Source organism: Streptomyces sp. NBC_01320 (assembly GCF_035974375.1).
Lineage (GTDB): Bacteria > Actinomycetota > Actinomycetes > Streptomycetales > Streptomycetaceae > Streptomyces > Streptomyces yanii.
In genome coordinates this window covers 589,964-616,489 of the sequence record NZ_CP108391.1, presented here as the reverse complement: position 1 = coordinate 616,489, position 26,526 = coordinate 589,964, and the positions used below count along the sequence as shown (strand labels likewise).

The following is a 26,526-nucleotide window of genomic DNA, read 5'->3' as shown; positions in this document are numbered from 1 at the left end:
CACAGCGCTGCGCGCTGTGCAAGCGAAACGCCGTGCTTCGCACGGCGTGACGAATTGCTTAGCAATTCGTTGACGGCGTTTCACGCCTTAATTCCCGTGCTTCGCACGGGAATTGGAATTACGCTTCGCTTAAATTCCTGACAGGCGGGCGTGTCCGCTTCGCTCCCACACCCTTGGTTCCGGCTTCGCCGGAACGGCTGGCTACCGGGTGAGGGTGCATCAGTGCAGGCCTGTGTAGTATCCCGAAGAAAACAGCACCCCCATCCGGTGACGTGACGTCACCGGGGACCGGCGGCCGGCCCTGTCGGATGGAACGCACCGGACTCCGCTTCGCTCCATCCGGTGTGATGATGACCTTTCACCTTCTGAACAACGCTCAGCATACGTATGAGCCTGCCCGAAAGCCCCTCCCGTCGGACCCTGTTGCGCTAGAGTGATGCCCGCACACATCACGATGATGCATCACGGGATGCAGTGTGTAGCATCCCGAAGGAACCGCTACCCCCTCCGCTAGGACTTGCCACCCCCTCTCGTGAATTCTGGAGTACGGATATGACGAGCACAGAAAAGATTGCGCTTCGGCCTCATCAGGTTGAAGCCGTTGACGCTGTGGTGCGCGGTCTTGATATCCCTCCGATGAAGCGGATCCCGCGTCATGGTCTGCGCGCCACGGTAGTGGCGGCGTGCGGTACGGGAAAGACCCTCATTGCCGCCCATTCCGCGCTGCGGCTCGCACGTAACGGCCGGGTTCTCGTACTGCTGCCAACCCTGGATCTACTGACCCAGACCGTGCGCGAATGGCGATCCGCAGGGCACACCGGGCCCGCGGTGGCGGTGTGTTCGCTGGACGACGACCCGCACCTGTGGGACCTGGATGTGCGGTCCACGACCAGCCCACCGCAGCTGGCACTGTGGCACGGCCGCGGACCCGTGACCGTCTACGCCACCTACGCCTCCCTGCCGGTACTGGCCGAGGCGCACGAGGGCGCGTACGGGCTTCCCATGGACGTCTTCGACCTCGTGATCGTGGACGAGGCGCACCGTACAAGCGGATCGGCAGGGAAGGCGTGGGCCGCGATTCACGACCAGGACGTCATTCCTGCGATGCGCCGGCTCTACATGACCGCCACACCCCGGATCTGGAAGGAACGCCCACCCCGGGCCCGGTGGGCGGAACGCCAGGAGGGCTTCGAGAACGCGCGGGATGCCCTGCCGCAGGAGCTGGCCTGCTCCATGGACGACCCCAAAGTCTTCGGCCCTGTCGTCTACGAGCTGTCGCTGGCATCAGCCGTGTCTCGTGGGCTTTTGGCGCGGTATCAGATCGTGGTGGTGGAACTGGCCGACCCGGTGGTCACCCCCGCCCGCCTGGCCGGCCAGGAGAAACGTGAGGAGCAGCTGCGGGGTGAGCGGATGGGGGCGTTGCAGGCCGCGTTGCTGGAGACGATGGCGGTGCATCAGCTGCAGACCACGATCACGTTCCATCATCGGACGATAGAGGCGGCGGCGTTCGCGAAGGGGCTGCCGCGGGTGGCGCAGCGGCTGCACGCGTCCGACCCGGAGCGGTATCCGGAGCGTGTGTGGGCCGACTGGTTGTGCGGGGAGCACGAGGCGGACCACCGGCGCAAGGTGCTGGGGGACTTCGGGCGCCGGGCGGGGCGTGCGGTGCTGTCGAACTGCCGGGTCCTGGGCGAGGGCGTTGATATCAGGGCGGTGGATTCCGTGGCGCTGTTGGACCCGAAGGGGTCGGCGGTGGATATCGTGCAGGCTATTGGCCGGGCGCTGCGTCAGAAACCCGGTCAGGGTAAGGTGGCGACGCTGATTGTGCCCGTGTTTTTGGCGCGGGATGAACAGCCGGAAGACATGCTCACTTCCTCTTCTTATCGCCCCTTGGTGAAGGTTCTTGAGGGGTTGCGGGCGCATGATGAGCGTGCGGTGGAAATGCTTGCTGTGCCGCAGGAGACCCAGAAGAAGGTCGTTGATCCGTCGCAGTACATCGGTCCGGAGCCGGAAGACGGCCAGGAGGAGTCACGGCTGCTGCTCCGCTTCGCCGCCCCCAGAGACCCCGTCATGATCGCGAAGTGGGTGCGGTTCAACGTCATCAGCACCGAGCGGCAGGACTGGCAGCGCGGCTACGACGCCGCCCGCCGCTACTGGGAGCGGGAAGGTTCGCTGGACGTGCCCTACGAGCACCAGGAAGGTGCGTATCCGCTGGGGAGATGGCTGTCTGACCAGCGGCGGGCGTACCGGGCCGGGACCATGCCCTCCAAACGGGCCGAGGAACTCGAAGAACTCGGGATCGTCTGGGACACCGCCGATGCCCAGTTCGCCGAGAACCTTGCTGCGGCCCGCGCGTACTACGCCGAAGCCGGGACGCTGGCCGCGCCCCGGCACGCGACTGCGCTGGACAAGCCGGTCGGGCAATGGCTCACCAACCTGCGCCGGCCCGGGGGCCTCGGTAAGGATCCCGGGCGGGCGCAGCGGCGAGCCGCGCAGCTCGCCGCGATCGACCCGGACTGGAACCCGGGACAGTTGGGGTGGACCGTCGACTGGCAACGCCACTGGGCCGGACTGCGCGTGCTCCTCGCGGGCAGTGCCGGCCTCGCCGACATCCAGCCCGGCGTCACCCACCACGGCGACGACATCGGACGCTGGACCACGAGGCAAGCCCGCGACTGGACGCAACTCAACCTGGAGCAGCAACGGCGCCTGGGAGAGCTGGGTGTGGGAGCCGCTGAACGACCCCAGAAGGCCCCAGCGCGAACCAGCACGAAGACCGGGGCAGGAAAGGGCGCAGCACGCGGTACAGAAGCCTTCCAGCGAGGCGTAGCAGCCCTCGCTCAGTACATCGCACGGGAAGGGAAGACCACCGTCAGCCGCCAGCACGTCGAACAGCTTCCCGACGGCACATCGGTACGACTCGGTGTGTTCCTCAGCAACCAGAAGAACCGGCGGGACCGGCTCAGTGAGGACCAGCTCACCGCCCTCGCCAACCTCGGGCTGGGGTGGGCTGCCTGACGGAACAATGGCGATGCCCGCACGGAACATGTCCGGCGCAGGCATCGCCATACTCGTCTCGGGCCATCCGACGCAGCTCGGCTGAGCGCCTACCGGTCAACGGCGCGGGCGCGGATCCGGGCGAGGATGCCGTTGTTGCGGGCGGCTTCCTCGGCAGCCTGGCGCTCACGTTCGGCTTCGCGGCGGGTGTGCTCGCAGTCCGGACACAGGCCACCCGTACGATCACCGTTGAGCGGTGGTGCTGGCCCCGTCCAGTGCTTCCCGGATGATGTCCACGTGCCCGGCGTGCTGAGCCGTCTGATCAGGTGCAACAGGACCCGGCGCACTGGCCAGTAGACCGTCTCCGGCGGGGACCAAGGAGTCCTGGGAAGGGGCACGCTCCTGTCCAAGTCCTCCAGAGCACTCACAGCCTCTTCGGTCGCCTGTGCCGCGCCCGCTTAGAGCTTCAGCAACCCAGGGAGTGTTTCACCCTCGGCCATGCGGTACTGCCCAGTGTCGAGCATGCCCTCCGGCAGCTCTCCGTCCCCTCGACCAGGATCTGCGTCCACACCTGCTCGCCGCAGGCCATGTGCTTGACGATCCCACCCAGCGTGAGTTCACGCACGGTTGCGCGCTGCGCAGCCTGCGCGTCGGTGATGCCGCGGACCGTGATGAGCAGCAACGTGGCCGTTGCTCGGTCCAGTTGTGCACCGAGGTCTGCCCGGTTGCTGGCCTGGGCAGCTTGGGCTGTCCTGAGCTGGGCGAGGCGCTGGGTGCTTCGGGCGATGAGCCTGCGAGGTGTCAGGTCCAGGTGAGAGTCGGGTCGAGGACGGACAGCCTTGAGATCGAAGTCCGAGCGCAGGAGGTCAAGGCAACCGATCCGGGTGGAAGCCGACGCTGTACTCGCTGTTCTGGCTAGTCTGCGGGCATGATGGAGCATCCCGGGTTCGGTGCGATGCTGGCGTCGTTGCTGGACCACAGAGAGCTCAGCGCCCAGGAGTTGGCCGACTGCGCTGAGTCGACCGCAGACGAGGTCCGGGCGGTGCTCGCGGGGGAGAGCCCCGGCGAGGGGCTGCTCCGACGGCTTGCGCCCGCGCTGGGATTCCACGCTGTCGATCTGTTCATCCTCGCGGGGCGAGCGGTCCCGGACGACCTGGCGCCGTTGGACGCCACGGCCGTGAAGTGGGCGGCGACCATGGTGACGGATGCGGTGCGCCTCCCCGAAGCGCGACGCCGTGAGCTTCTACAGATGATCCGCTCGCTGCCGCAGGAGGAACGGCGTTCCAGCTTCGCCCCGAAGCCGCTTATGCCCCTCGCCGACGGCCCGGGCGCTTGCGTCATCCGCATGCTCCAGTACCGCAACCTGAACTGGATGGGCATAGCGAGGACGCTTGCGTTCGTGACGCCCACGTACCTGTCGGCGGCCACCTACGGCGTGATCGGCTCCGGTCGCAAGGAGCTGACCCCGCGCTTGGTGACGGACTTCGCTGCCCTGCTGGGGATCGACGCCTGCGAACTGGCCGCGCTGACGGGCGTTTCCCTGCGTGAGGTGCCGCCCCCTCCGTCCCCGGAGGCCGTGGACGCCGCAGCGCTGCTGTGGGGGGCGCGACGGCTGTCCGCTGACCAGGCGCGACACGTCTCCGAGCTGGCACGCTCGCTGCGCGGGGACTCCGACGACGGTTAGCTCGTCAGCCTGCCCGGACTCAGAAGTGAGATGCCCCCAGGCCCAGTGAGACCGGACAGCAGCACCAACGGACCAGGTCATCTGAGACAGGGACCAGATCGTCTGAGGCGGGACACCAGTCCCTGCCAGCACAGCCCTGCCGAGTAGCCGAGGGGAGTCTCACCCCTCGGCTCTCACAGAACCGTGCGTAAAAGTCTCCCTTTACACGGCTCTTGTCGTTCTGATCATCAGGTCGTCACGGCCTTCACGGTGCAGCGCCAGTGCGCGAACATACGGGGGTATCGCTGGGCGATCTCCTGCATCTTCGCGATGGCCTTCCGCTCGGCCGCGAGCCGTTTGTACTTCTGGCGGATCCAGCGCACCAGGTAGGCGTTGATGCGCATCAAGAAGGACTGCAACTCCCATGGCCGGAAGCGGCCGTAGTAGTTGATCCAGCCCGCCACGACAGGGTTGATCCTGCGTGCGAGTTCGTGGAAGGACTGATCCGAGCGGGTGTGCAGGTGCCAGGAGCGCACCTCCCGCCCCATCTTCGTCAGGGCGTCCTTGCTGACCGCCGGCTCGAACCCCAGGAACTGGTTCCCGTGTCGGCTCCGGCAGCGCCTGGCGCGGAACGTGTACCCGAGGAAGGTGAACGCCGTGTCCTCGAAGGAGCTCCGCCGGTCCCCGTCCTGGCAGTACACGATCCGGGTCTTATCCGGATGCAGTTGTAGTCCGACTTCGACCATCCTGTCCGTGAGCGCGGCCAGAACCTCGCGGGCCTGGCGCTCGGTGACGCAGTGCAGCACCGCGTCGTCCGCGTAGCGTTCGAACCAGACGGTCGGGAACTCCCGGGCCATCCAGGTGTCGAACGCGTAGTGCAGGAACAGGTTCGCCAAAACGGGAGATACCGGGGCGCCCTGCGGGGTCCCCTTCTCCCGTTCCAGCAGGGAGCCGTCGGGCATGACGAGCGGGGCAGCAAGCCACCGCCGCACATACAAGTTCACCCAGACGGCGTCGGTGTGCGCTTCCACCGCCTTGACCAGCAGGTCCCAGGGCACGCTGTCGAAGAACTTGGCGATGTCGAACTCCACCACCCAGTCCCGTTTCCAACAACGTTTCCGGCATTTTTCAACTGCGTCCAAAGCGGACCGTCCGGGTCGGTATCCGAAACTGTCAGGATGGAAAATGGGTTCCACCCTGCGCATCAGATGCCGGGCCACCACAGTCTGAGCCACACGGTCGGCGACAGCGGGAATGCCTAGCATTCTTTCACCTCCGCCGTGCGGCTTGGGAATGGCCACCGCCCGCACCGGAGGCGGAAAGTACGAGCCTGACGACATCCGATTCCAGACCTTGTACAGATTGTTTTTCAGGTCCTTCTCGAAGTCGGCGACACTCTGCCCGTCCACCCCGGGTGCGCCTTTGTTCGCCCTGACTTCTTCCCACGCCTCCTTGACTTCCCACTTCGAAATATCAAACGGCTTGACTTGTGACTTCAACTGGCCCATCGAACTCCTCCCGGACAGCGTCCGGTTGATGCGATCAACACAGTCACGAACGACCCAACCCCTTCGCTCCACCCCCGTTACAGGGGCTTCATCACTACTACGAGCCGGTCCGCCAGCAGGACCCGCATCGGTACTCGACCCCTTGCAGTGTCTGCTGCTTGGGGAACTCCCTCTCGCCCACCGCTACGCGGCGGGCAGTGTCGGGACCTGCCTTCTCCTGTTCCGTGCGGAAGCCGCAGACCGGACTCACGTCGCCTACATGCCGGACACCACCTGACCAATAGGCGGGCGCCCGCCAGGCTCATCCCGGGATTCTGGTCACACCCCGGTTTCGATGTCGTCTATTCGTTTTTCGACACGTCAGCAGCGATTCACTTGCGTTCGTCTTCCCGGTCCCCACCTGACGCCTCTTACGACGCCTTTTCCTCATCGCTCACCACGACAGTCTTCAGCTAACGCGGCATGAGGTGGTTTGAAGCCTCCCCCCGCAGGGCGACTTCGAAGGGCCAAATACCTTCATCTTCCGCACAGCATCATTTCCAGAAGTGGGCCTACGACCAACTCTCTTTCATGTTCAGGACACAAGACCAGCAACAACACACCCATGCTGAACCGACCGGCAACAAACCGACCCGCATCATCACCAAAAACGTCAGCACCAAATCGGCAACTGTGTCACCACCCGAACTAATCACCGCGACCATCTGAACAGCACAGACACCGCAGCTACCGCACTGACATCACGATGCCGAACCACCACCGCCAAAAAATCGCAGATCATCAACTACCGCGTCCTCGCGGATCTGGTCGACGCCGACGGCCAGCTGCCCGACATCGCACCTGGGGTGCTGTTCGAGGGTGATGACCTGAGCAAGTGGCTCCAGAGGCAGAAGAATCCGGGCACCTGGACACAGCTGACGGGCGAGCAGCAGGAACGGCTCTCGAAGCTGGGCATGCAGCCCGACCAGGCGCCGTCCCCCGCCCCGGCGGCGGCGCGTACGACGAAGAGTCCGAGCAAGGCGCAGCAGGCGTTCCAACGCGGCCTGACGGCCCTTGCGCAGTGGGTGGAGCGGGAAGGCGTGGGCCGACCGGTACCCCGGAAGGCGATGGAGACCTTGCCCGACGGAAGCGAGACCAAGCTCGGCATCTGGTACAGCAACACCAAGTCCAGGCGGAACAAGCTCACCGCCGAACAACTCGACGCACTACGGAAGCTCGGGGTGGAGTGGGCCGTGTAGCGTGCGGTGCTGGTTTCCATAGCAAGTCGCTTCCGCATCGGCAGACAACACCCTCGGAGAGCAGGTGCACATGAGAGAAGTACGCAAGAGAATCATGGCCGTACCCGGAATGCTGGCGGCTGTCGTCCAGGACGGCTTCAAGTTCCCGGCAGGAGTGGGCTCTCGGTGATACCCCAGATCCAGAGGGCGCGTTCGGGTGGACAGTGGCTCGGGACACGGGCCGCCCTCCGCGTTCCCGTCGTACTGATAACTCTCGTCGCCGGCGCGGTGGGAACCGCCTCCTGTGGCCAGGACAGCCCCGGCGTGGCATCGCCACAAGCGCCGAGGACAGTGGCACCTCGTCCCGAGCCGTCCGCAACACAGCCCCTGCCGCAGGCCTCCGATCTGCCCAAGCATGCGGTGACCAGCGACAAACAGGCCACGCTTAGCCCAGCAAGGACGATGGCCACGGGATACACCGGGAACGATTTCCTCACCGGACTGGCGAAGGACTGGAAGATCCGACTCGAAAAGCCCGTCGAGCAGGAGATGCCCGACGGGAAAATGAGGACGTACGTTCACGGGCGCGGCAAGAACGGGATGACCGTGTCGGCCGGCTACGCCGATCACAAGAACATGTCCTCCCTGCTGTGCCGCGCGGGTACGAAGGAACCAGGCGATTTCGAGTTCCTGGCTTCCTGCACAGGTCTCGACGTCGCCGGAATCGACCATGACAAGGCGTCCTCGTGGCTCGACCGGGCGAAGAAGGAGACCGACTCCCTGTACGAGAAGCAGGTGACCAAGACGGGAATCGAAAAGGAGTACGTTGTCAGCGGAGTGTTGGTCTCGGGCCCGGTGAGGATGGTTCTGCACCGCGCATACGAGAGGTACTCACTGAGGATCCTCGGAGGCGCAGCGGCGTAGAGGCATCAGCAGGATTCCGGGGTCAAGGCCCCTCGTCGACCTCGGATTGAAGTGGGCAGCACAGGACCCGGAACGGGCGGCGGAGCGCGCGGCGCAGCTCACCGCGATCGACCCGGACTGGAACTGCCCCTGGCCACTGGACTGGCAACGCCACCACCGCGTCCTCGCCGACCTGGCCGATGCCGACGGCCAGCTGCCCGGCATCACACCCGGCGTCCTCATGGACGGCGACGACATCGGACTGTGACTGGAGCAGCAGAAGCGGCCGGGCACCTGGGCGCGGCTCCTGTCCGAGCAGCAGGAGCGGCTGACCGTGCTGGGCATCAAGCCCGCCCAGTCGCCGTCTCCTGCCCCTGCGGGCGGCCTTGCGACAAAGAGCCCGAGCAAGGCGCAGCAGGCGTTCCAGTGCGGGCCGACGGCACTCGCGCAGTGGGTGCACGCACAGCCATGGCATGCACCTCAGCACTTTGCTCGTTGCCCTGTTGCGTACCCAAAGACGCCCACGCAGCACTGACAATCGGCGGGTCGAACCGGGGCGCTCTGCCCTCGGTCCGTCACCGTCCCTGTCTCCCGTTCTGCGTCTGTAGCCCAGGTTTGCCCATCGTGTGCCCTGTACGGCGGATCTCGATCGTGGGAGGCCGCGTCTGTGAGAGGTATGGCAGCGCAAACAGCCATAGGGGTCAAGCGCCGGGGAGAGTCGTGGGGGAGATCAGCGACGGAATTGAGCGAGCGCTGCTGACACGCCCGGTACCTACAGGCGCCTCGGCATTGCGTTTCCGAGAAGGGCTCCACGAGGAAGGTGGCACGCCTTCTGGGCGTTTCACAGCGCACCGTGCAGCGGTGGGTGACAAAGAAGTCCGGAGCACGTCGTCCGCCGGGTCCGCAGCATGTCCAGGCGATCGAGGAAGCGGTCCTGGCTCGGTGGCAGCCCCGGTACGGGCCCGTCGGCGTGCCCAGGCCGAGGCGGAAGGCTTCGTCTTCCACACCAGGGCGCGATTCGGGTTTGCCGCGCCGGCAGGGTCTTCGGACGATCCGCGGGTGCGATGGATCACCCAGGACCTGCCGGGAGAGGTAGCCCGGGAACTGTTCGCCGCTCGGGATGCCGGCGCGGGCGAGCAGCAGCAGACGGTCATTCTCGCCCGTGCGCTGGGGCACGCCTACTTTCGCGAATGGGGCCGGGCCCACGGTCTGCATATCGCTTTCAGCGACATCGAGTTCGCCGACTTCTCGATCGGCTGAGTCTGGCCCGTCGCGTAACAACGTCAGGGTGTTCAGCGTCGCGAGGGCCTGACGCGACTGGTCGGCATCGCTTCGTACCTCTCGGCTTCCTTCCGCTCACGCCAGTCCCACTCCGGCCGGCCGGGCCTTGGCGGCGGGCTGCGGGCGGCTGGGGCGGGCGCAGCCTGGTCGTCTCCGCCATGCGCAGCAGGTGCCCACGGTCTCCCGGCGCGGCAAGCAGTTCCTGCTCCTCGCCGGACACCAGCCGGGTGAAGCAGGCCGCAGCCCGCAGGAAGATGCCCGTCCAGGGCGGTACGGGGTAGGCGGCGCAGCCGTCGGTGTAGCGGGTGCGGTCGTGCAGGGCGAGCGTGGCCGCGGCGTCGTCGTAGTCGCGGGGGCGTGCGGTGGCGAGTTGCTGGAGGGAGGCGCCGGTGAACAGCGCGGCGGCGATAGCCGCGGCCAGGCGGGGATGTGCGGTCGCCGCGTGCAGCGGGAGTGTAAAACTAACGGCGGATCTGCTGATCAAGGAAGAGACGCCAAGTGACTGTGCAGGGTGTGGAGTTGGATTCGATCGAGGCCACTGGTCCGGCAGTTCCCGGAGGGGTGCCGGATGACCAGCTGATCTCGATGCTGATAGACCGGGCCCGGTCGGAGGGCCTGCAGCTGACTGGGGAGGGCGGGCTGCTGCAGCAGCTGACGAAGCGGGTGCTGGAATCCGCCCTGGAGGGCGAGATCACTGATCACCTCGGCTACGACAAGCATGAGGCGGCCGGGAAGAACAGCGGCAACAGCCGCAACGGCACCCGCGCAAAGACGGTGCTGACCGACGTCGGACCGGTCGAGGTCAAGGTCCCGCGTGACGTGGCCGGCATCTTCGAGCCGCAGATCGTCAAGAAGCGCCAGCGGCGCCTGGGCGGCGTTGACGAGATGGTGCTGTCCTTGTCCGCGAAGGGCCTCACGCACGGCGAGATCTCGGCCCACCTGGCCGAGATCTACGGCGCGGAGGTGTCGAAGCAGACGATCTCGAACATCACCGACAAAGTCATGGAAGGCATGGCCGAGTGGCAGAACCGGCCTCTCGACCGGGGGCGGTTTCTAGCGGTGATTGCGAATCACGGAAATTGTGATGCTATGCCCCAGTCTTGCATGACCTCGGACGGAGTACGGTCTCCCAGGACCATTCGGGGGCGGTCGTTGAGCTGACGGGCCACGGCCGTCAGGTTGCGCAGGGAGTGGACCGTAAGGTCGGTGCCCTTGGGGAAGTACTGCCGCAGCAGCCCGTTGATGTTCTCGTTGGTGCCGCGCTGCCAGGGAGAATGAGGATCGCAGAAATAGATCCGGAAGCCGGAGAGGGCCTCTATCTCTTCATGGAGGACGAGCTCGCGCCCCTGGTCCCAGGTCAGGGTCCGCCGCAACGCTGGCGGCAGATCGGCGGTCTGCGAGACCAGGGCGTCGCGCATCGGCTGGGCCTTCCAGCCGTGCGGCAGGTGGATCAGGCGAACGAAGCGGGTCGTGCGGTCGACGAGGGTGCCTATAGCGGACCGCTGAGCGCGTCCGATGATGAGGTCTCCCTCCCAATCGCCGGGCGTTTCACGATCGTTGACCGTGGCGGGTCGGTCATGGACGAGCGTCATGTTCTTGATCTTGTTGGGTGAGACGACGCCACGGCGTTGCCGCTTGCGGCGGGTGCGTCCGGTGCGCAGTCGGCCCTCACCCTTGCCCAGAAGGCCAGCGAACAGGCCACGGTAGATCGTCTCCGGACAGGCCCGCATGCGAGGGTTGTCCGGGTGCTCGCGTGCGAGGTGTCGAGCAATCTGCTGCGGGGACCACTTCTCGTCGAGCTTCTCGCGCACTGCCGCGCGCAGGGGTCCGTGGTCGCGGAGTTTCTCTTCTTTGGGGCGTTGGCGACGCAGGAGCGCCTGGTTGTGTGCCCACCAGGGTTCGTACTCCCCGTTCTCCTTCCGGCCGCGTCCAATCTCCCGGTAGACCGTCGAAACGCTCTTGCCGATCTCGGCGGCGATGACGGCCGGGCTCCGCCCGGCGCGCAGACCGTCGGCGATGGCGATCCGGTCGTCCTGGGTCAGGAAGCGTGGCGAGATGGGAGGGTCAGGAATGAGCATGCTTCCAGCATCGATGAACCAGTTGGACCCGCAGCTCACCGATACGCCCACTTGGCGGGCGGCCGCTGCCCCCTTCAGGCCCTTGCGCCGCAGCTCGAAGTACCGCCGTCTGGCCGACGACGGCACGCGATTGGCTCCTCCACGAGGCATGCGAACCATCTCCCCTCGGACGTTCGCAACCACCGATGGAATTCAAGGTCCGGGCCCGCGGACACTTCCCGAACGAGGCGGCCGCCCTCAAGTGCGTCTACATGGCGCTCATGAGCCTCGACCCGACCGGCAAGGGCCGCAAGAGGTGGACCATGCGCTGGAAGGCCCCACTGAACGCCTTCCAGATCGCCTTCGAAGGACGCCTGACCCCCGCCAACAACTAGAACCTCAACAACCCGGATCAGCCGTTAAGTTGACACTCCCGAAAGAGCCCGGATGGCGCGGCGAGAGCGGTCGAAGCAGCCGTCACGTCGGCGAGTCCGCGTCAGGATGAAGCCGTGAACGTGTGGGGCTCGAAAAGTCATCGGCGCAGGTCAAGCGGCGTACCGGTACTCGTTGATAGCACCGCCGAGGATGCGGGTGCGCAGGAGTCTGCGGCCGTCGAGGCCGTGGACGGTGGCTGGCTGCCCGGAGGCGTGAGGGGGCCGTTGATCTCGGGCCCGGTGAGGTCGATGCGTGTTGTAGTGCCGTTCGAAGTCGGCAAGGACTTGCCGGGCGTGGGCCTCATTCATGAGCAAGAGGTGGTCGAGCGCCTCGCGGCGGACGGTGCCGATCACCCGCTCGCAGTGCGCGTTCATCCGAGGCGCGCGTGGCGCGCTGAGCAGCACCTCCATGGGTGCTGTCACGTTGTTGGGTTGCAGGTGCCTGACGGTACGTCGTGGCCTGGTGGGGCCCGCGGTCCGGGCCTGTGGTCAGGCCGTGGTGGGCCGGCCGGCAGCACCGGTGATCTGGTCCCAGATCGCGAAGCGGACGGTCATCTCGGCTCGGTGGTCGGAGGCTGTCATCAGGTGGCGGTGAGGGCGGAAGTGGGGTGAGATGCCGCTGAACGCGGACCCTCTGACAACGCGCGCATCGGGCCCCGTGGCTCGATCCGTCGCCGTTGTGCGCAGCACACCAGTGGTCCCGAAGCAAGCATCCACGCGTTCTCGGAACTCGGCGACACCGTTTTCGTATCGCATCAGGCGATCTCACCACTGAGCAACAGATGTTCTCGAGACTCACTAACAAAGCCAAGCAACCATCCAGGATCCGCCGGACAGGACCCAAGCGCACTACCCCTCTAGCCGAAGTAGAGGTCCCAGACAACGTGGGGCAGGGCATCGCCAGGGTCTTCGATGCGGGGCGCAGTCTTCACTCCGCTGCCGGTCACGAGCATGGATGCGTTTTGCAGGGCTCCCAGAATCGAGCCGAACATGTGGGACATGCTGTCCCACCGCTTCACTCCGTCCACACCGATGGACGGGTCCACCTCCAGGACCGCCCCGTGGTCACCGCCAGGCCGGTGATCAACAATAAGTTCGCCGCCGGTGTGGTTCCTCGCGACCGGTAGCCATAGCTCGTGCGCCTCAAGGCCGACGATGAACTCCTCCTCGCCGTCGGCGACGGCCCGCTCGACGTCATCCACCATGTCCGCCAGCCCTTGCGTCATGCCGGACACCCCCAGAAGCGGAAAGTCCGAGGGGACGAAGGCACCTGCGGCTGGCACCGGATCGCGCTTCGAGCCGTCATGCGTGGACAACCAGACCAGCACGTCCTCGTGAACCCGGAAGGCCCCCGCTGCCAGGGCGGCAACCCGCGCCGGATCCGCTGGCGGCATCAGCTGCCGGTAGTCGCCCGGAGCATGCTCTGCCAACCAGCGATCGAGGTCGGCCAGGATGCTGCGCAGCTCCACGTGTTGTGTCCTTTCCTCGGGAAGGTGCCAGGGTACGGGCACACTTCGGGCAGCGTCCGGGCACGCACCGCAACGCGGTGTGGGAGGGCGACCACAAGCACGTGCCCGTCGAGGTCGACGTCGAGAGTGAGCTGGCCACACCGTGGGTGACCTGGTTCATCGACTGCGCCACCAAAGCGATCACCGGGGCCGCGGTCACCGCGCACGCTCCGAGCCGCGACGCGGTGCTGGCCTCCTTACGGATCGCGATCACCCGCAGCGAGCCGTTCGGCCCCGTGGGCGGGCTGCCCGGTCAGATCCGGGTGGACCGCGGCAAGGAGTTCCTGTGCGCGACGGTCACCGCGGCGATGGGCGCGCTCGCCGTCCCCGTCACCGACCTGCCCGCCTACACCCCGCACCTCAAGGGCACCATCGAGGCGCTGAACGACGCGGTCGAGGAGCTGTTCCTCGTCTCCCTCCCCCGGTACACCGGCCGCCAGAAACTCACCGGCGGTCGGCTCGCCGACCCCGATGCCCCGCCCCTGACGTATACAGCGTTCGTGGGGCTGCTGCTGGACTGGGTGACCTGGTGGAACACCCGCCATCACCCGTCCGCGTTGAACGGGAAGACCCCCGTCGAGGCGTGGCAGGCCGACGCGACGCCGCTGACGGATGTGTCCGCCGGGCAGTTGGCGACGTTCGCTCTGGAGGACGACGGCCGTACGTACACGATCAGCACCAGCGGAGTGCGGTGGCGCCGCCGCGACTACCTCGCCCCCTGGATGAACGGCCGTACCGGCACCAAAGTCTCGGTACGCCACCTTCCCCATCACGACGACACCATCGAAGTCTTCGACGCCGCAACCGGCCACCACCTCGGTTCGACGTTCCTGGCCGCCGCGGCGAGCCGGGAGCAGATCCGCTCCGTCCAGGCCGCACGCACCGCGGCCGCCCGGCGGCTCAAGGCCGATCTGAAGGCCGCGGAGAAACTGCGCCGCCAGCGCTTCGAAGCCTTCACCACCGCCGCCCCGCCCAGGCCTCTCACTTCTTCGACCTCCGCGCAGGCCGAAGAGGAACTGGGCGCGGCGGCGCAGACGGACCGCCGTGCGCTGGCCCGTCCCGATCTCGTTCCGCACGGCCCCGCGCCCGATACCTGGGCCCGCCCCAGGACGGCGCGCACACCTACTGCTGATGAGGACCAAGCTGATGATCGCTGATCTGGACTACGGGCTGCTGCCCGACGAGAGCGAAGACCACTTCCTGGGCCTGGAGCAGGCACAGTTGGTCGGCACCGACACGCTGCTGACCACGCGGGACAACATCGAGGCGGTCATCGAGGCCAAGGCCATGATGTGCGTCTACGGGCCTGCGGGATCTGGCAAGACGATGTCGGTCAACTCCGCCCTGCGACACCTTGCCCCGGACATCACCCACCGCCTGGAACTGCGGGCCGGACCGACCCCCCGGGACATCCGTCACGGTCTCTTCCAGGCGCTGGGGCTGCCGGGTGAACCGCCGGCCCGCCCGATCGAGTTCGACACCCTCCTCAAGGAGGCACTCGCCGAGGAGTTCCGGGTCCTGGTCTGTGACGAGGCGCAGTGGATGAAGAAGACCGGGTTCGAGTTCTGGCGCCACCTGTGGGACGACAAACGCACCAACATCGCCGTGATCTTCGCCGGAGGCGACGGCTGCTACAAGGTCCTACGACGTGAACCCATGCTGGCTTCGAGGATCTTCATCTGGCAGGAGTTCACCCGCATGTCCAAGGACGAGGTACGGGCCACGATCCCCGCCTTCCACCCCGTCTGGGCTGACGTCGACACCACGCTGATCGACGCGATCGACAAGCAGGCCGCCCACGGCAGCTTCCGTAACTGGGCGAACATCACCAAGCACGTTCTGAACGGCATCGACAAGATGAACCTCACCGCGGTCGACAAGGACCTCGTGCACTGGGTCTACAGCAAGATCGGCGGCATGTAGTGCGCTCGGGGGCGCCGCCCCCAGTCACCGTGATCGTGGACCGGGACGACCACCGTGCCTACAACGCCGCCGCATTAAACGCCCATTGCCCCGCCGCCGGCCGCGTCACCGTGCAGCCGACACCGGCCACCACCACGGTTGCTTCCCTCGCGCAGGACCTGCTGTACGCGCTGGGCAAACGACTCCTGCCCGGTGACGGGTACGGGACGTGGGCCGACTCCCTCCAGCCGGCCTGGGACGCGGCCGCCGCCTGGATCCTCGCCCACCGGATCGAGCACGTGATCGTCACCCGCACCGACCGCCTCACCCACCGGCGCTGGGCGCAGCTATCCAGCCTGCAGACACGCACCGGAATCCGATTGACGATGGTGTGGCACGCACCACCCACAAACGCGCTGACCGCACTGCTGGCAGGACTCCCCCACCAGGTGATCGAGGACCTCGAACAGGCCCGCTGCATCCTGACCGAACCCGCAGGAGACACCGGATCGGCACAGGCACGCCGGGTGCCGCAGCGGGCCGCTTGGGCGGTGCGGGAAAGCGACGCGCGGATCGCTGTTCTGGCCCCTGACCGAGGCGTTGTCGTAACCCGGGCCCGGCGCGCCCCCTGCGCGGGAGCCGATGCGGCGCTGCCCGCCGGCCACACACCCGCCGCTGGGGCCGTGCCCGTGCCAGAGGCCGATGCGGAGCCCGGCCACCCGCTGGCCGAGGAACTGTTCACGCGGCTCCACCGGGTCGCGCACCCGGTGTACGCGGGAGCGCTGGCCGCTGCTGTGATCACCGGACTGGACATCGACCGCCTCGCGCAGATCCGCGGTGTCGATCTCGACGAACACGCCTGCGTACTGAAAACCCACGGCCGCACCTCCCACCACGCCTGCCGGATCCACCCCGTACCCGGCTGGGCCCGGCCTCTGCTCCTGGCCGTGGCAGCCCACCACCAACTCAGTGCCCGCCCCGTCAGCGCAGCACTGTTCCCCATGATCACTATGCGCGGCGGTAACGAACTCACCACCCACGCCGACGCCTGTGGAGTGAACCTGGCCCGCCGGGCCGACACCCCGCGCACACGGCAGCCAAGCCGCTGAGCCCCCACCGGTAGCCACCGGGCCCACCCACCAGGAGACCAGACAGCCCTCGCCCCGCCCCGGCCCCTCTATCGACCTGCCGTGTTACCGGCCCCTCCGTTGCAGTCTCCACCAAACCGACATGACACACCGTCAAAAACAAGAGTCCGGAATCGTCAACATATGAGAGTCCCATCTACGGAAGACCCACAGCTCAAACCCCCGACATTCCACTCCCAACACGATGACGATCCACCACTCCCAAACACCCGCAGATCATCAATCAACGGCCTGCCCGCGCACGTGTTGCTGGTCCATGCCGTCGTTGTCCTGGTCCCGCTCAGCGCGCTGATGCTCGTGATATGCGCGCTGTGGCCGCAGGCCGCCCGGCGGCTCGGACTGGCACTGCCGCTGCTCGCCCTGGTCACGCTGGCGACCGTACCGCTGGCCACCCAGGCCGGGGAGTGGCTGGAGCGACACGTGGACAGCGACCCGCTGGTGCGGCGGCACGCCGAGCTGGGCGACGGAATGCTGCCCTGGGCGCTGGGCCTGTTCGTGCTGGCGGCCGGCGTGTGGTGGATCTCCCGCCGTACGGGTGCGCCGCAGTCGCGGGAGCTTTCCGGGGCTCGGTCGGGAGCGCGGTCGTGGTCGGTCCTCCACGTCGCCGCGGCCGTCCTGTCCGTGGTGGTGGCCGCGGGTGCGATCGTCAACGTGTACCGGATCGGCGACTCGGGCGCGAAGGCCGCCTGGCACGACGCATACTCCAAGACCGCCACGAAGCCGAGCGACGGAGACTGACCGACGAAATCGGCCGGCCCGCACCGACCAGCAACCAACTGACCTGCATCATCGCCAAAAGCATCAGCCCCAGACCGGCATTCGTGTCACCACTCGAATCACCAACCACAACAAGCTGAACAGAACAAACCCCATACCTGACGCACTGACATCACACTGCCGAGCCAGCACCGACAAAACCCCGCAGATCATCAGGCGAGCGGGCGGCCTCGATCTCTTCGGGTGACGGCGGATGTGTCTATGCGGGAATCACAGCACGGCCGGGCTTGCCCAGGGGCGCCTTGGGCTTGCCCGTCCCGCCGGGGAGGCTTGCCCGGTTCAGGTCCGCAGGCGCGAGAGCCAGCCGCTGGCCTTCTGCTCGGGCAGGGCCTGGTCCTGCCGTGCGGCGGTCACGGCCTGGCCTTGAAATTCCTCGCACAGTTGAGGTGCGTCTTCGCGCCCTGCCACCGGGCTACCGCTGCGACGTACTTCCTGCGTCCATCGGCCGGCGCACTTGCTGCCGCGGACCGGGCGCCGGTCCTCGTGCTCGCGCTCCTCCTGGTTCCAGCCAGGCGCTGCTTCTCCGCTCTGTACGCGACGCCTCTGGCGGTCGGTAGTGCCGTGCGGTGGCTCTGTCCACGAGAACCGACAGCGGATGTTCACCGATTTCGACAGCACAGAGCAGTCCGGAAGATTCGAACGGTGACGCCTGTCAGCCCTTGGGCCTAAGGTGTGCCAGTGATCTTCAAGAGGAAGCAGAAGGCCTCGGACCTCGGCGCCGTCATATCCGAGCTGGAGCAGGCCGTTGACGCTCGCGACGGTGCCCGCACCGAACATGCCTTCACCGCCGCGCTGAAGGCTCTGCAGCAGGCGACGAACACCGAACGCGTGCTGGCGGGGCCCCGGCTGGCCGCGCTGCTCCCTGCTTTCCCGCCCACCGGCCCGCGCCCGCTCCTGGCATCGGCGGCCGGCTTTTGCGTCGAGAGCGGCGCCGATCCGGCGGCCTGCGCGGAGCCGATCCTCGGCGGCGTCCACCGAGACCTGCTCGACGCCCTGGAGTTCGCCCGCCGCTGGACCGCCGCCGGCGCAGCCGCGGACGAACTGCCGGAGCCCGACGAGAAAATCATCGATGATGCGCTCCTGGCCCGCCTGGGCGGCGACGCGTACGAGACCACGCGGTTGGCGCTGGCCTGGTGCTCGGTCGAGGAATGGCAGCCGCCCGCGCTGGCCGTACTGTGCCGCAGCGCAGAGGTGCGCCGTCGGCACGCATCCACGCTCCTCCCCGCCTGCCGCGACCTGGCAGCCCTGGAGCGGCATGACCTCAAGTGCCTGGCCTACGCGCTGGCGGTCCTGGACGACGAGCCCCTGGTGGTGCTGCACCGGCCCACCGGGAGCGGGTTCGAGGTACGCATCGGCGGCATCGGGGACAACTTCCAGTTGCACACGCTGCTCGCCCACGTACTCGTCGGCGGCGGCCACGTGCCCGGTACCGCCCCTTCGGCTGAGAGCGTCCGCCTGGCCACGGACCCCGAGCCCGCCCGAGAACGCGCCGAGGCCGTCGCGACCGGGGCCTTCGAACTCCTCGCCCCGGACGGCGAACGGATCTGGAACGAGGGGCTGCCCGACGACATCCCCGTGGTGGAGGGATACCGTCTGCTCGTGCTGGACGAACCGCTGTACCAACGCAGCTGGAACGCCGACCGGTTCTTCCCCTATCTCCCGGGTACGGCCGAGCTGACCCGCGTCCTGTCCGACAACGAGGCGCGAACCTGGTTCGCCCGCACCTCGTCCGGCAACGGGACCTCTCAGGCTTCCTGACTCAATGAACCGGCCGCCACTGCGAGGTGGCCAGAAGGCGGAGCTCGGCCCCGGTCCCCCTATCGAACACGGAGTGCGCCGGGGTGCTGTCGGAACTGCTGAACATCTGCTGTCGGTTCTCGTGAGCAGAGCCACCCACGCCCTGGTCGTCACCGCCGTCTTCGCTGCCGTGACAGGGCTCGGACACACCGTCGTTGCCCTTTACGCCTCGCTGGCTGCGCGGACCGTCTGACATCGAACAGGGTGTGGGCAACTCCGCCCAACGCGCCTTGCGCAACCCGCGGTGCGCACCACCTGCCGCCGATCAGTGCTGCCGGCCCAGTTCAGGGATTCTCTGCTTGGGGCGATTTCCCCCAAGCGGACCTCTCCGTAAGGGAATGTGACATAGCGTGCTGCACAGCCGACGCGCCCACCACTCGCTCGCTCGGCATACATCAAATCGGGCACACCTGCCGAGCCACTGGTGCCTGACGAGTGAGGGGTGGGCGTATGTGTCCCCGTAAAGAACCGCGTCACGCGCGCTCTGGCGGCAAGTCGGTCAGGATGAACGGCCTCGGCCGCGGACTCGCCTGGGCGCTGATCCAGATCTTCGTGATCTGGTACCGCGACTAAGGCGTCCGCTGCCGAGGCCCTAACTCGGCAAGAGTCATGGCAATTTGAAGGCTAAGACTCGAGCCAGTCCGGACACCCGTGCCCTCGGGTGTCCGGCACATCTTCCATCCGCTGCCAGGGAAGCGTCGATGCAGTAGGACTGCTTCGGCTGCGCGGCAAGGCAAAGCAACTTCTGGACCCCACCATAGCGATACCGGCGAACCGATAGCCGCGAATCGGCAACGGTGCTGTCACGTTGTCGGGCGCGTGATCGTCTGACGGTGTGCCGAGGTGTGGTGGGACCCCGGGTCAGGCCGCGGTGGGCCGGACGGCCGCGCCGGTGATGTGGTCCCAGAGAGTGAAGCGGAGGGTCATCTCGAAGCGGTACTGAGTGGCGGTCAGAAGATGGCGTCGGGGCCGGAAGTGGGGCGAGATGCCGCTGAACGCGGACGGGAACCGCTGGGCCGCGCCGGGTGAGCGGAAGTACTTCATGGCCCGCTCGCGTTGGCGGGTGGGTTGGTGGCTGTTCTCGGCCCGGTTGTTCAGTCCCTTGTGGGAGCGGTGCTCGACCGAGGCCATGAGTTCCCGATGGGCAGCGCCGTAGCTCTTCAGCTTGTCGGTGACCAGCACCCGCGGGACGCGGCACTGCTTCTTCATGAGCTTGGCCATGAACCGCTTCGCGGCCTTCGCGTCACGCTTGGACTGCACGAGAATGTCCAGGACGTCGCCATACTGATCGACGGCCCGCCACAGGTACTGCCGCTCGCCGTCGATCTTCACGAAGACCTCGTCGAGATGCCACTTATCGCAGGGCTGGGGCCGGCGGCGCCGCAGCCCTGCGGCATATGCCTGGCCGAACTTCAGGCACCAGCGGCGCACGGTCTCGTAGGAGACGATCACACCGCGCTGGAGCATCAGCTCCTCGACCTCGCGGTAGCTGAGCGGGAAGCGGAAGTACAGCCACACGCAGTGCGCGATGATCTCTGCCGGGTAGCGATGGCCTTTGTACGACGGCGACGCGCTTTCCACGACAGGCCCCTCCCAGCCACGATCAACCTGAAGATCATCTCACCCGCCGGTCAACGTGACAGCACCCCGCGCAGGGCCAAGAGAGCCGGGCGAGGGAAACGGGTCCGACGGGCCGTCGACATCCGCGCGCAAGCTGCTGAAGTTCAGCACACCGCGCGACCCGGCGCAGCTGGCCGCGTTCATCAACGTGCGGGTCTCAACCCCGAGCACGAGCACTGGCGGCGCGGCATCGAGGCAGCCGTCACCCCAACAGGAGATTCAACCTCATGGAGGCATCCGCCGTACGTCAGCCGCTGGGGGGTCGCAGCGAGTCGACCAGCTGTTGCACGGTGTCCACGAACTTGGCCTGGGACGGGTCGTGCTCCGCGAGGCGTCGATAAAGTCTCAGAGCTTCCTCAGCGATAGGCAGTGCCTCTTCCGGGTGACCAGCGGCATTCAGCCGGAATGCCAGCGTGAACGTCGCCCGTGCCCGGGTCTCCTCGGCCCTGGCGGCCTCCTCAGTCCGGGCCGTGAAGTGCTCGAGAACGTCGAGGGCGGTCCTCGCAGGCGTCACTGCCTCGGCGAACAGCAGCTTGTCGGCAAGGTTGGACGACAGGCTCATCAACAGGTCGGCGATATTCAGGACACTGGATCGGTCCTGGGCTGCCCAGTCGCTGTACCCGTCGACCGCAATCGGGAACAGCCGGACTGCGGTGATGGTGTCGTGGATCGCAAGGAAGCGAAACGTTGCGTCGTGGGCGTTCGCCGCCCGAGTGCGCGCGAGCGGCAGAAGCAGCTCGGCCGGCGCGGTCACGCGTTCGAGACCGCTGACGGAGTCCAGCGCTGCCAGTGCCGCGCCGACCAGGTCGAGTTCGTTGGCCAGGTTCCGAGACCGGTTGGACATGGCCGCGGCGAAGTCCAGTGCGGCCTGAGCGCGCTCGCGCTGCAACTGCGGCCACGATGCTTCGTTGTCGATGCGTTCGGGCTTCGCAGGCTCCTGGTGGTCCAGTACCAGAGCCGGGACGTCGGTGTGGCCTGGGGCCCAGATCTCGATGTGCCCCACGTGGTCGGTTGCCTTCATGTACTCCCCGCGCACCAGCGGAAGAGTCGCGAGGTTATTGATCGGGGCGTTGAGGTCCACGACGCGTTCGGTGTACTTGTCGGTGCTGGCCTCGAGGCTGAACGAGCATGAGAAGTGGCCTCCGTCGGGGGCGTGGAACTCGTAGCTCTTGCCGTACTCGAATCGGGCGGGCAGGCTCGGGTTGAGGTTCTGCAGTGTGGCCTTGAAGGTGTCGAAGTTGGCGCCTGCGGACTCGGTCGCGTAGACGATGGCCAGGTTGCTGAGCGGTTGGGTCTGGGAGGGTAGCTGGCCGGCGGGCGGGGTCCAGTACACGGCGACGTAGAACCCGAATTGGCCGAGGTCGAGGAATCGCCACGGTCCTTCGGTGATGAACGAGCCGTCGCGGCTGATGCGGAAATGTGGTCGGCCGTAGGTCAGCTCGGTGGGATTGTCGCCGGGCCCGTTTCGGGCCAGACAGAGTATGTTGTCGTGCGACCCGTCGTCGTGGGACACGAGGGCAGGGGCGTCGCGGGTTCCTTCGGGAAAGGTGATCTTTCCCTCGAGTCCCTCGATGCCGAACGTGCCCGCGGTGCTGCCGATCAGGGTTACACGGGCGAGGTTCACCTTGCCGATGTTCAGTCCTTTCCAGGCCAGGTACAGCCGGCCCTTGTGGGAGGCCAGGGCCGGAGCGTGGGTACTGGTGTCGGAGAAGGTGCGCGTTCCCTGGAAGTGGGCGCCGTCGTCGGCGGAGAACGCCAGGTTCAACTGCTCGTCGCCGGACTTCGCCTGTCGCCCCCGCCACGCCAACCACAACTTGTCGGCGTGGTCGGCGAGCGCGGGCCCACGCTCGCTGGACTCGTCCAGGATGACGGGGTCCTCGAGTCCCTCGATGCCGAACGCGCCGGCAGTGCTGGCGAACAGAGCGACCTTGGCGATGTTCAGCCTCTTGTCCTGCCCCGTCCAGGCCAGGTAGAGCCGGCCCGCGTGAGAGACCAGCGCGGGCGCATGGTCGCTGGTGTCGGTGAAGGTGTGGATGCCTTGGAAGCTGGCGCCGTCGTTGTCGGAGAACGCCAGGTTTAGCTCCTCGTTGCCGGATCCCCGCCATGCCAGCCACAGACGGCCGTTGTGGGAGGCCAGCGCCGGGGCGGCATCGGAGGTGAAGGTGCCATCGAGTGTGACCACCCCCTCGACTCCCTCGACGCCGTCCATGCCCATTGCGGTGGTCGTCATGACCTTGGCGACGAACAGGGTCTCGTCGTTGTCTGCCTTCCAGGCGACGCAAAGCCGGCCGTGGTGGGAGGCCAACGCCAGAGACTCCGACATGAAATGCTCGAGGACCACCTTGTGCGGTGCGGGGCGAAGGTTGCCGCCGGCGGCGATGCCGCGATTCACGCCCATGTTCACTGCGGTGGTGTGGAAAAGAAGGGCGTTTTCGTCATCGTCCTTGAACTCGGGATTGATGGCCGGGTCGGTGTAGGGGTCAAAGCGGATGAGGTCGCTGAAGCGTAGCGCCGGAACTCGGGTCGGGATGAGGGTGGTGGACTGCGCGCGGGACGTCTCTCTCCAGGCTTTGTGCTCGCCGAAGGTGGTTTCGTCACTGCCGTACCCGCTGTTGAAGAAGCATCCGCCAGCCGTGAGCATGAACGACGGTGACCGGTAATAGATCTCAATGCCAGCGTCGGCGGTGTTCCCCGCCTTCGGAAGCTCGGGCCGGATGCCGTGGTAGAACCGGTGCAGGTGCGGCGGCACGTCCCCCTCGAGGGCCAACTGGTACGCGACCGCCGGGGGCCGGTAAGTTGACGTCGCAGCGAGCATCGCCTCGTACACCTTGGTGTCGGGGAACCGTGCTGGTACACCCTGCTCATCGGTCATCCCGGTGTAGGCAAGGAAGAAACTGGTGACCGTGTCACACCGGTCGGCGTAGAGGTCGTTGGTGAAGTTGGCCGCGTGGTTAATGCGATTCTGGTGGCGGCGGTACGGATTCACTCGCCGACCGCGACTGGCCGAGAGCGCGCACTTGGTGAACGTGTAGTCGAGGATGTTCTGCGCGACGGTCCTAAGAAGCGGTTCACTGGCGAACTCGTAGAGGTTCAGCAGTGCGTGAAGCGACATCCTGGCGTAGGGGCGAGCACTGAACTCGAGGAAGTCGTGCTGGGCGATTATCTGGAGGTGCGTGAGCAACCAGTCGGTGAGGCTCTTCTGGTTGTCGGAGACGTGGCCGTCAATCGACTCATGCCGCAGCTGGTTCGCGAGATACCGGCTGGTCTCGATCATCAGCAGATGATTCTCTGACTCGGGAAATCCAATAGTCCCGAACTGGTCGTTGACCAGGACCACAACCTCATCGATGGACGGGTTATGGCCGCCCGAAAAATCAGAAGGAAGGAGCTTGTCGAGAATAAAGCGGACACCGCTCCGCGGTTGACTGCCAGGGACATCCAACAGCTGCCCGTATCGGTGGGCGATCGTCATCAATCCCCTAAGGGCGAAATCGTAGTTTCCCTTACCGAGGGGGCCGCTTCCCACATGGCCGTCTAGTTCCAGCCGCAGTAAGGCCTGAGGCGCCTCGAGCCGGCTCACTACCCCGTCGACGGTGAAGTTGGGGTCAGCGTCAGCGGCGGCGAAGTGCGCCAACAGGGCCACCACGTTGTCCTCGTTCGCAGGGCCGTGCACCTGGTCGAGCGGACGGGTCGCGGCAAAAAACTTAGCAATCCCCTTCGCCCGGGCTTCATGACTGACCTGGGCCTGGGCGGCTGAACCCCCAAGAGCAACGGGGTCAAGGAGGAAATGCCAGTCCAGTGAGTCAGTCATCTGAACCTCACACAGCGAAGCTTATGGAGATGCAACCTTGCACCCATGGTTCACCTCCTGGGTCGCCGTTGCTCTCGTTCGCTACTGTTACCACCACACCACCATCCGGGTGACTCTGCAAACGGGAAGAGCTCCACAGACCGGCATGTCCGTACCCCGAACCGGGGCGCTTCCCGCAGCGTACGGCGCGTTGGCAGACCAGGCGCGCAGCACGGCTTCTTCGAGCGATCGGAAGGCGGTTCATACCGGATCGTGCTCGGTACCGCTCAGCAGCGGTTCGGTCCACGCGACCGGTTCGTTCGGGGGCGGCTTGACGCCCGTGCGATACAACAGCGGCGCGCACACCGACTAGTACTACATGCCTAGATCTTGGTGGGACGATCGAGGGATTGCTCTGCGCGATCACACCGGGTGGTGCAACGGTATCTGCTTGTCTGACCTTTGTGAGATCGTCGGCGCGGTGACGGCCACGGATCTGGATGAGTGGAATTCTGAATTTGAGGCGGTATGCGCACGATTCGAAGCGCGATGGTACCGAACGGAGTCGCGTGAGCATTTCCGGCAGTACCTGCGGGGCAGGGTCATTGCATGATCGAGATCTGTCTGGGTTCGTCACGTGAGACCGAGGGCTCGTAGGGGCCGGTGGTAGTCGCGGCCGGTGTGGCGGAGGGCGGCGGCGATGTTGGTCTGGCCGTCCTGGCGGAAGACGCTGATGGCGAGGTTGCGCAGGGAGGCCATGGCGCGGGGCAGGGTGCCGGTGCGGACCTTGGAGTCGTCCTCGCGGAACGTGCGGTCCCGCACGTGGTGCAGGAGGTTCTCGATACCCCAGTGGCCTCTGATCCAGGTGGCGAGCTCGGTGCAGGTGGCGTCGAAGACGCTCAGGCTGGTGATCAGGTAGGCGCGCTCGATGGTCAGCTTCCTGGTGCTCAAGTCGCGTCGCCACCGTACGACTTGGATCGCCTGGCGGGCGCCGGGGTAGTCGAGGTGGCTGAACGCGGCGACCTTGAGCCGGCGGATCTCGTCGCGGTGGTGGGCGTGGTCGCGAGCGCGGTGCCCGAGCGGGATGTCCCGCCAGGGCAGCTTCCTGACCTGGGCGTACAGGCCCGGATGGTTCTTCTTCACGACGGCCACGTAGTGCGCGCCGCGACTGGTCAGATAGGCCCCGTGGTCGTGCTGGGTGTGCAGGGCGTCGGCGGTCACCACCGTGTTCTCCAGCTCGAGACCGTCCAGCAACGGCGCGAAGGAGGGGATCTCGTTGCTCTTGGAAGCGACCTGCCGCTGGGCCAGGACCACGCCGTGGTGGTCCATCGCCGCCAGCAGCTGGATCGCCGCGGCCGCCCGGGTTCGCGATCCGCGGACCACCTTGCCGTCGACCGCGATCACCCGTCGCACCGGCCGTTTCTCCGCCTCCGGCTCGACCGGGGCGGCGTTCTGGCCTGCAGATACGCGCTGATCGCCGCGTCCAGCGCGTCACCGTCCACACGCTGCAGCAGGCGGCGCACGGTTGCGGCGTGCGGCACCGGCCGCAGACCGGTAAGTGGATCGGCAGCGAAGCCGAGGACGCCCAGCACATGTTGCGGGGCATCCGTGATCCACTCGCTGATCGCGATGAGCGAGCGAGCGCCGGTCAGCACCGCCGAGACGGCTGCGCACAGCAACGCGAGGGCCGGATACCGCAGTCCTCGCGCATCGCGGGGATCGGTAACCAGGATCAGGAATCGCCGCAGGTCAGCGACATCGCTTGAGGTGAGGGGATCAGTCGGGGAGCCCAGTTGCTCCAGTGCGGAAGGGATGGGCGATGATGTTCGGGCAGGCACGGTCTCGCTCGGTTCTCATGGGTCTCGACAACCACATGATCACCAGCACCGTGCCTGCTCTGCTCTCCCGGGCCCCTTGCCCCACAACG

20 protein-coding genes and 5 pseudogenes are annotated in these 26,526 nt (G+C 66.6%); 15 read left to right on the top strand and 10 right to left on the bottom strand.

Going from position 1 to position 26,526, the window contains the following annotated elements; translation table 11 throughout:
* The first annotated feature begins 552 nt into the window (after positions 1–552).
* Positions 553–3,015, top strand: coding sequence for a DEAD/DEAH box helicase (locus OG395_RS57910; protein ID WP_327250142.1), 2,463 nt, complete (start codon positions 553–555; stop codon positions 3,013–3,015).
* A 445-nt stretch (positions 3,016–3,460) separates the two neighbouring features.
* Here the strand turns inward: OG395_RS57910 and OG395_RS59110 are convergent, their stop codons facing one another.
* Positions 3,461–3,934 carry a mycothiol transferase gene (locus OG395_RS59110; protein ID WP_442818840.1) on the bottom strand — a complete coding sequence of 158 codons (474 nt, stop codon included), beginning with the start codon at positions 3,932–3,934 and terminating at the stop codon, positions 3,461–3,463.
* On the opposite strand from OG395_RS59110, the gene OG395_RS57900 reads away from it, so the two are divergent.
* Positions 3,923–4,678: a hypothetical protein gene (locus OG395_RS57900; protein WP_327241061.1), complete on the top strand. Its 756-nt coding sequence runs from the start codon at positions 3,923–3,925 to the stop codon at positions 4,676–4,678. The two genes, OG395_RS59110 and OG395_RS57900, sit on opposite strands and share 12 nt — an antisense overlap.
* A 227-nt stretch (positions 4,679–4,905) precedes the next feature.
* Here OG395_RS57900 and ltrA read toward each other — a convergent pair whose 3' ends face one another.
* Positions 4,906–6,165: a group II intron reverse transcriptase/maturase gene (gene ltrA, locus OG395_RS57895; protein ID WP_327250141.1), complete on the bottom strand. Its 1,260-nt coding sequence runs from the start codon at positions 6,163–6,165 to the stop codon at positions 4,906–4,908.
* 782 nt (positions 6,166–6,947) lie between these two features.
* Between ltrA and OG395_RS57890 the strand changes: the two are divergent.
* From OG395_RS57890 to OG395_RS57870, 6 genes and pseudogenes are all read left to right on the top strand, one after another.
* A pseudogene (locus tag OG395_RS57890) lies at positions 6,948–7,403 on the top strand (helicase associated domain-containing protein); the annotation flags it as partial.
* 441 nt (positions 7,404–7,844) lie between these two features.
* Entirely contained in the window at positions 7,845–8,306 is a 462-nt protein-coding gene (locus OG395_RS57885; RefSeq protein WP_327250140.1) for a hypothetical protein, read from the top strand.
* A 46-nt stretch (positions 8,307–8,352) separates the two neighbouring features.
* Entirely contained in the window at positions 8,353–8,553 is a 201-nt protein-coding gene (locus OG395_RS59105; protein ID WP_442818839.1) for a hypothetical protein, read from the top strand.
* Positions 8,554–9,090: 537 nt separating this feature from the next.
* Positions 9,091–9,147: pseudogene (locus tag OG395_RS59100) on the top strand (hypothetical protein); the annotation flags it as partial.
* On the top strand, positions 9,147–9,545 hold the full coding sequence (gene tpg / locus OG395_RS59095) for a telomere-protecting terminal protein Tpg (RefSeq protein WP_442818838.1): 399 nt from the start codon (positions 9,147–9,149) through the stop codon (positions 9,543–9,545). The pseudogene OG395_RS59100 and the gene tpg, both read left to right, overlap by 1 nt.
* Positions 9,546–10,151: 606 nt before the next feature.
* Positions 10,152–10,607, top strand: a pseudogene (locus OG395_RS57870) (transposase); the annotation flags it as partial.
* Between the two features lie 29 nt (positions 10,608–10,636).
* Here the strand turns inward: OG395_RS57870 and OG395_RS57865 are convergent.
* Complete coding sequence (locus OG395_RS57865) at positions 10,637–11,794, bottom strand: IS30 family transposase (RefSeq protein WP_442818837.1); 1,158 nt, start codon at positions 11,792–11,794, stop codon at positions 10,637–10,639.
* Between the two features lie 47 nt (positions 11,795–11,841).
* On the opposite strand from OG395_RS57865, the pseudogene OG395_RS57860 reads away from it, so the two are divergent.
* Positions 11,842–12,018: pseudogene (locus OG395_RS57860) on the top strand (IS256 family transposase); the annotation flags it as partial.
* A gap of 150 nt (positions 12,019–12,168) precedes the next feature.
* Here OG395_RS57860 and OG395_RS57855 read toward each other — a convergent pair.
* From OG395_RS57855 to OG395_RS57845, 3 genes and pseudogenes are all read right to left on the bottom strand, one after another.
* On the bottom strand, positions 12,169–12,480 hold the full coding sequence (locus tag OG395_RS57855; RefSeq protein WP_327250137.1) for an integrase core domain-containing protein: 312 nt from the start codon (positions 12,478–12,480) through the stop codon (positions 12,169–12,171).
* 66 nt (positions 12,481–12,546) lie between these two features.
* Positions 12,547–12,687, bottom strand: a pseudogene (locus tag OG395_RS57850) (IS6 family transposase); the annotation flags it as partial.
* Between the two features lie 227 nt (positions 12,688–12,914).
* Positions 12,915–13,526 (bottom strand): hypothetical protein, encoded by a 612-nt coding sequence (locus tag OG395_RS57845; protein WP_327250136.1) that lies wholly within the window; start codon positions 13,524–13,526, stop codon positions 12,915–12,917.
* A 101-nt stretch (positions 13,527–13,627) separates the two neighbouring features.
* On the opposite strand from OG395_RS57845, the gene OG395_RS57840 reads away from it, so the two are divergent.
* The 6 genes from OG395_RS57840 (at position 13,628) to OG395_RS57815 (ending at position 19,762) form a co-directional block, all read left to right on the top strand.
* Entirely contained in the window at positions 13,628–14,722 is a 1,095-nt protein-coding gene (locus tag OG395_RS57840; RefSeq protein ID WP_327250135.1) for a Mu transposase C-terminal domain-containing protein, read from the top strand.
* A complete protein-coding gene (locus OG395_RS57835) occupies positions 14,712–15,488 on the top strand; it encodes an ATP-binding protein (protein WP_327250134.1) in 777 nt (258 codons plus the stop codon). Before OG395_RS57840 ends, OG395_RS57835 begins: the two co-directional genes overlap by 11 nt.
* Before the next feature lie 29 nt (positions 15,489–15,517).
* Positions 15,518–16,576, top strand: coding sequence for a hypothetical protein (locus OG395_RS57830; protein WP_327250133.1), 1,059 nt, complete (start codon positions 15,518–15,520; stop codon positions 16,574–16,576).
* Positions 16,577–16,858: 282 nt separating this feature from the next.
* On the top strand, positions 16,859–17,353 hold the full coding sequence (locus OG395_RS57825; protein WP_442818836.1) for a DUF2231 domain-containing protein: 495 nt from the start codon (positions 16,859–16,861) through the stop codon (positions 17,351–17,353).
* Positions 17,354–18,070: 717 nt separating this feature from the next.
* Positions 18,071–19,150, top strand: a complete 1,080-nt coding sequence (locus tag OG395_RS57820; protein ID WP_327250132.1) for a hypothetical protein — start codon at positions 18,071–18,073, stop codon at positions 19,148–19,150.
* A 489-nt stretch (positions 19,151–19,639) separates the two neighbouring features.
* On the top strand, positions 19,640–19,762 hold the full coding sequence (locus tag OG395_RS57815; protein WP_327250131.1) for a hypothetical protein: 123 nt from the start codon (positions 19,640–19,642) through the stop codon (positions 19,760–19,762).
* 288 nt (positions 19,763–20,050) lie between these two features.
* On the opposite strand, the gene OG395_RS57810 is transcribed toward OG395_RS57815, so the two are convergent.
* From OG395_RS57810 to OG395_RS57795, 4 genes are all read right to left on the bottom strand, one after another.
* The gene (locus OG395_RS57810) at positions 20,051–20,770 is read right to left on the bottom strand and encodes an IS6 family transposase (RefSeq protein WP_327250130.1); all 720 of its coding nucleotides are present in this window, start codon (positions 20,768–20,770) and stop codon (positions 20,051–20,053) included.
* Between the two features lie 286 nt (positions 20,771–21,056).
* The gene (locus OG395_RS57805) at positions 21,057–24,620 is read right to left on the bottom strand and encodes a hypothetical protein (protein WP_327250129.1); all 3,564 of its coding nucleotides are present in this window, start codon (positions 24,618–24,620) and stop codon (positions 21,057–21,059) included.
* 612 nt (positions 24,621–25,232) lie between these two features.
* Positions 25,233–26,012, bottom strand: a complete 780-nt coding sequence (locus OG395_RS57800) for an ISAs1 family transposase (RefSeq protein ID WP_327250128.1) — start codon at positions 26,010–26,012, stop codon at positions 25,233–25,235.
* Positions 26,000–26,278: a transposase family protein gene (locus OG395_RS57795; RefSeq protein WP_327250127.1), complete on the bottom strand. Its 279-nt coding sequence runs from the start codon at positions 26,276–26,278 to the stop codon at positions 26,000–26,002. The genes OG395_RS57800 and OG395_RS57795 overlap by 13 nt, the downstream gene beginning before the upstream one ends.
* Between the last annotated feature and the right edge of the window lie 248 nt (positions 26,279–26,526).

Bases quoted from the DNA above. Each gene is read 5' to 3' on its own strand.
- OG395_RS57910 (WP_327250142.1), top strand. From the start codon at position 553: ATGACGAGCACAGAAAAGATTGCGCTTCGGCCTCATCAGGTTGAAGCC.
- OG395_RS57900 (WP_327241061.1), top strand. From the start codon at position 3,923: ATGATGGAGCATCCCGGGTTCGGTGCGATGCTGGCGTCGTTGCTGGAC.
- OG395_RS59110 (WP_442818840.1), bottom strand. From the start codon at position 3,934: ATGCTCCATCATGCCCGCAGACTAGCCAGAACAGCGAGTACAGCGTCG.
- ltrA (WP_327250141.1), bottom strand. From the start codon at position 6,165: ATGGGCCAGTTGAAGTCACAAGTCAAGCCGTTTGATATTTCGAAGTGG.
- OG395_RS57885 (WP_327250140.1), top strand. From the start codon at position 7,845: ATGGCCACGGGATACACCGGGAACGATTTCCTCACCGGACTGGCGAAG.
- OG395_RS57865 (WP_442818837.1), bottom strand. From the start codon at position 11,794: ATGCCTCGTGGAGGAGCCAATCGCGTGCCGTCGTCGGCCAGACGGCGG.
- OG395_RS57835 (WP_327250134.1), top strand. From the start codon at position 14,712: ATGATCGCTGATCTGGACTACGGGCTGCTGCCCGACGAGAGCGAAGAC.
- OG395_RS57815 (WP_327250131.1), top strand. From the start codon at position 19,640: ATGTGTCCCCGTAAAGAACCGCGTCACGCGCGCTCTGGCGGCAAGTCG.
- OG395_RS57805 (WP_327250129.1), bottom strand. From the start codon at position 24,620: ATGACTGACTCACTGGACTGGCATTTCCTCCTTGACCCCGTTGCTCTT.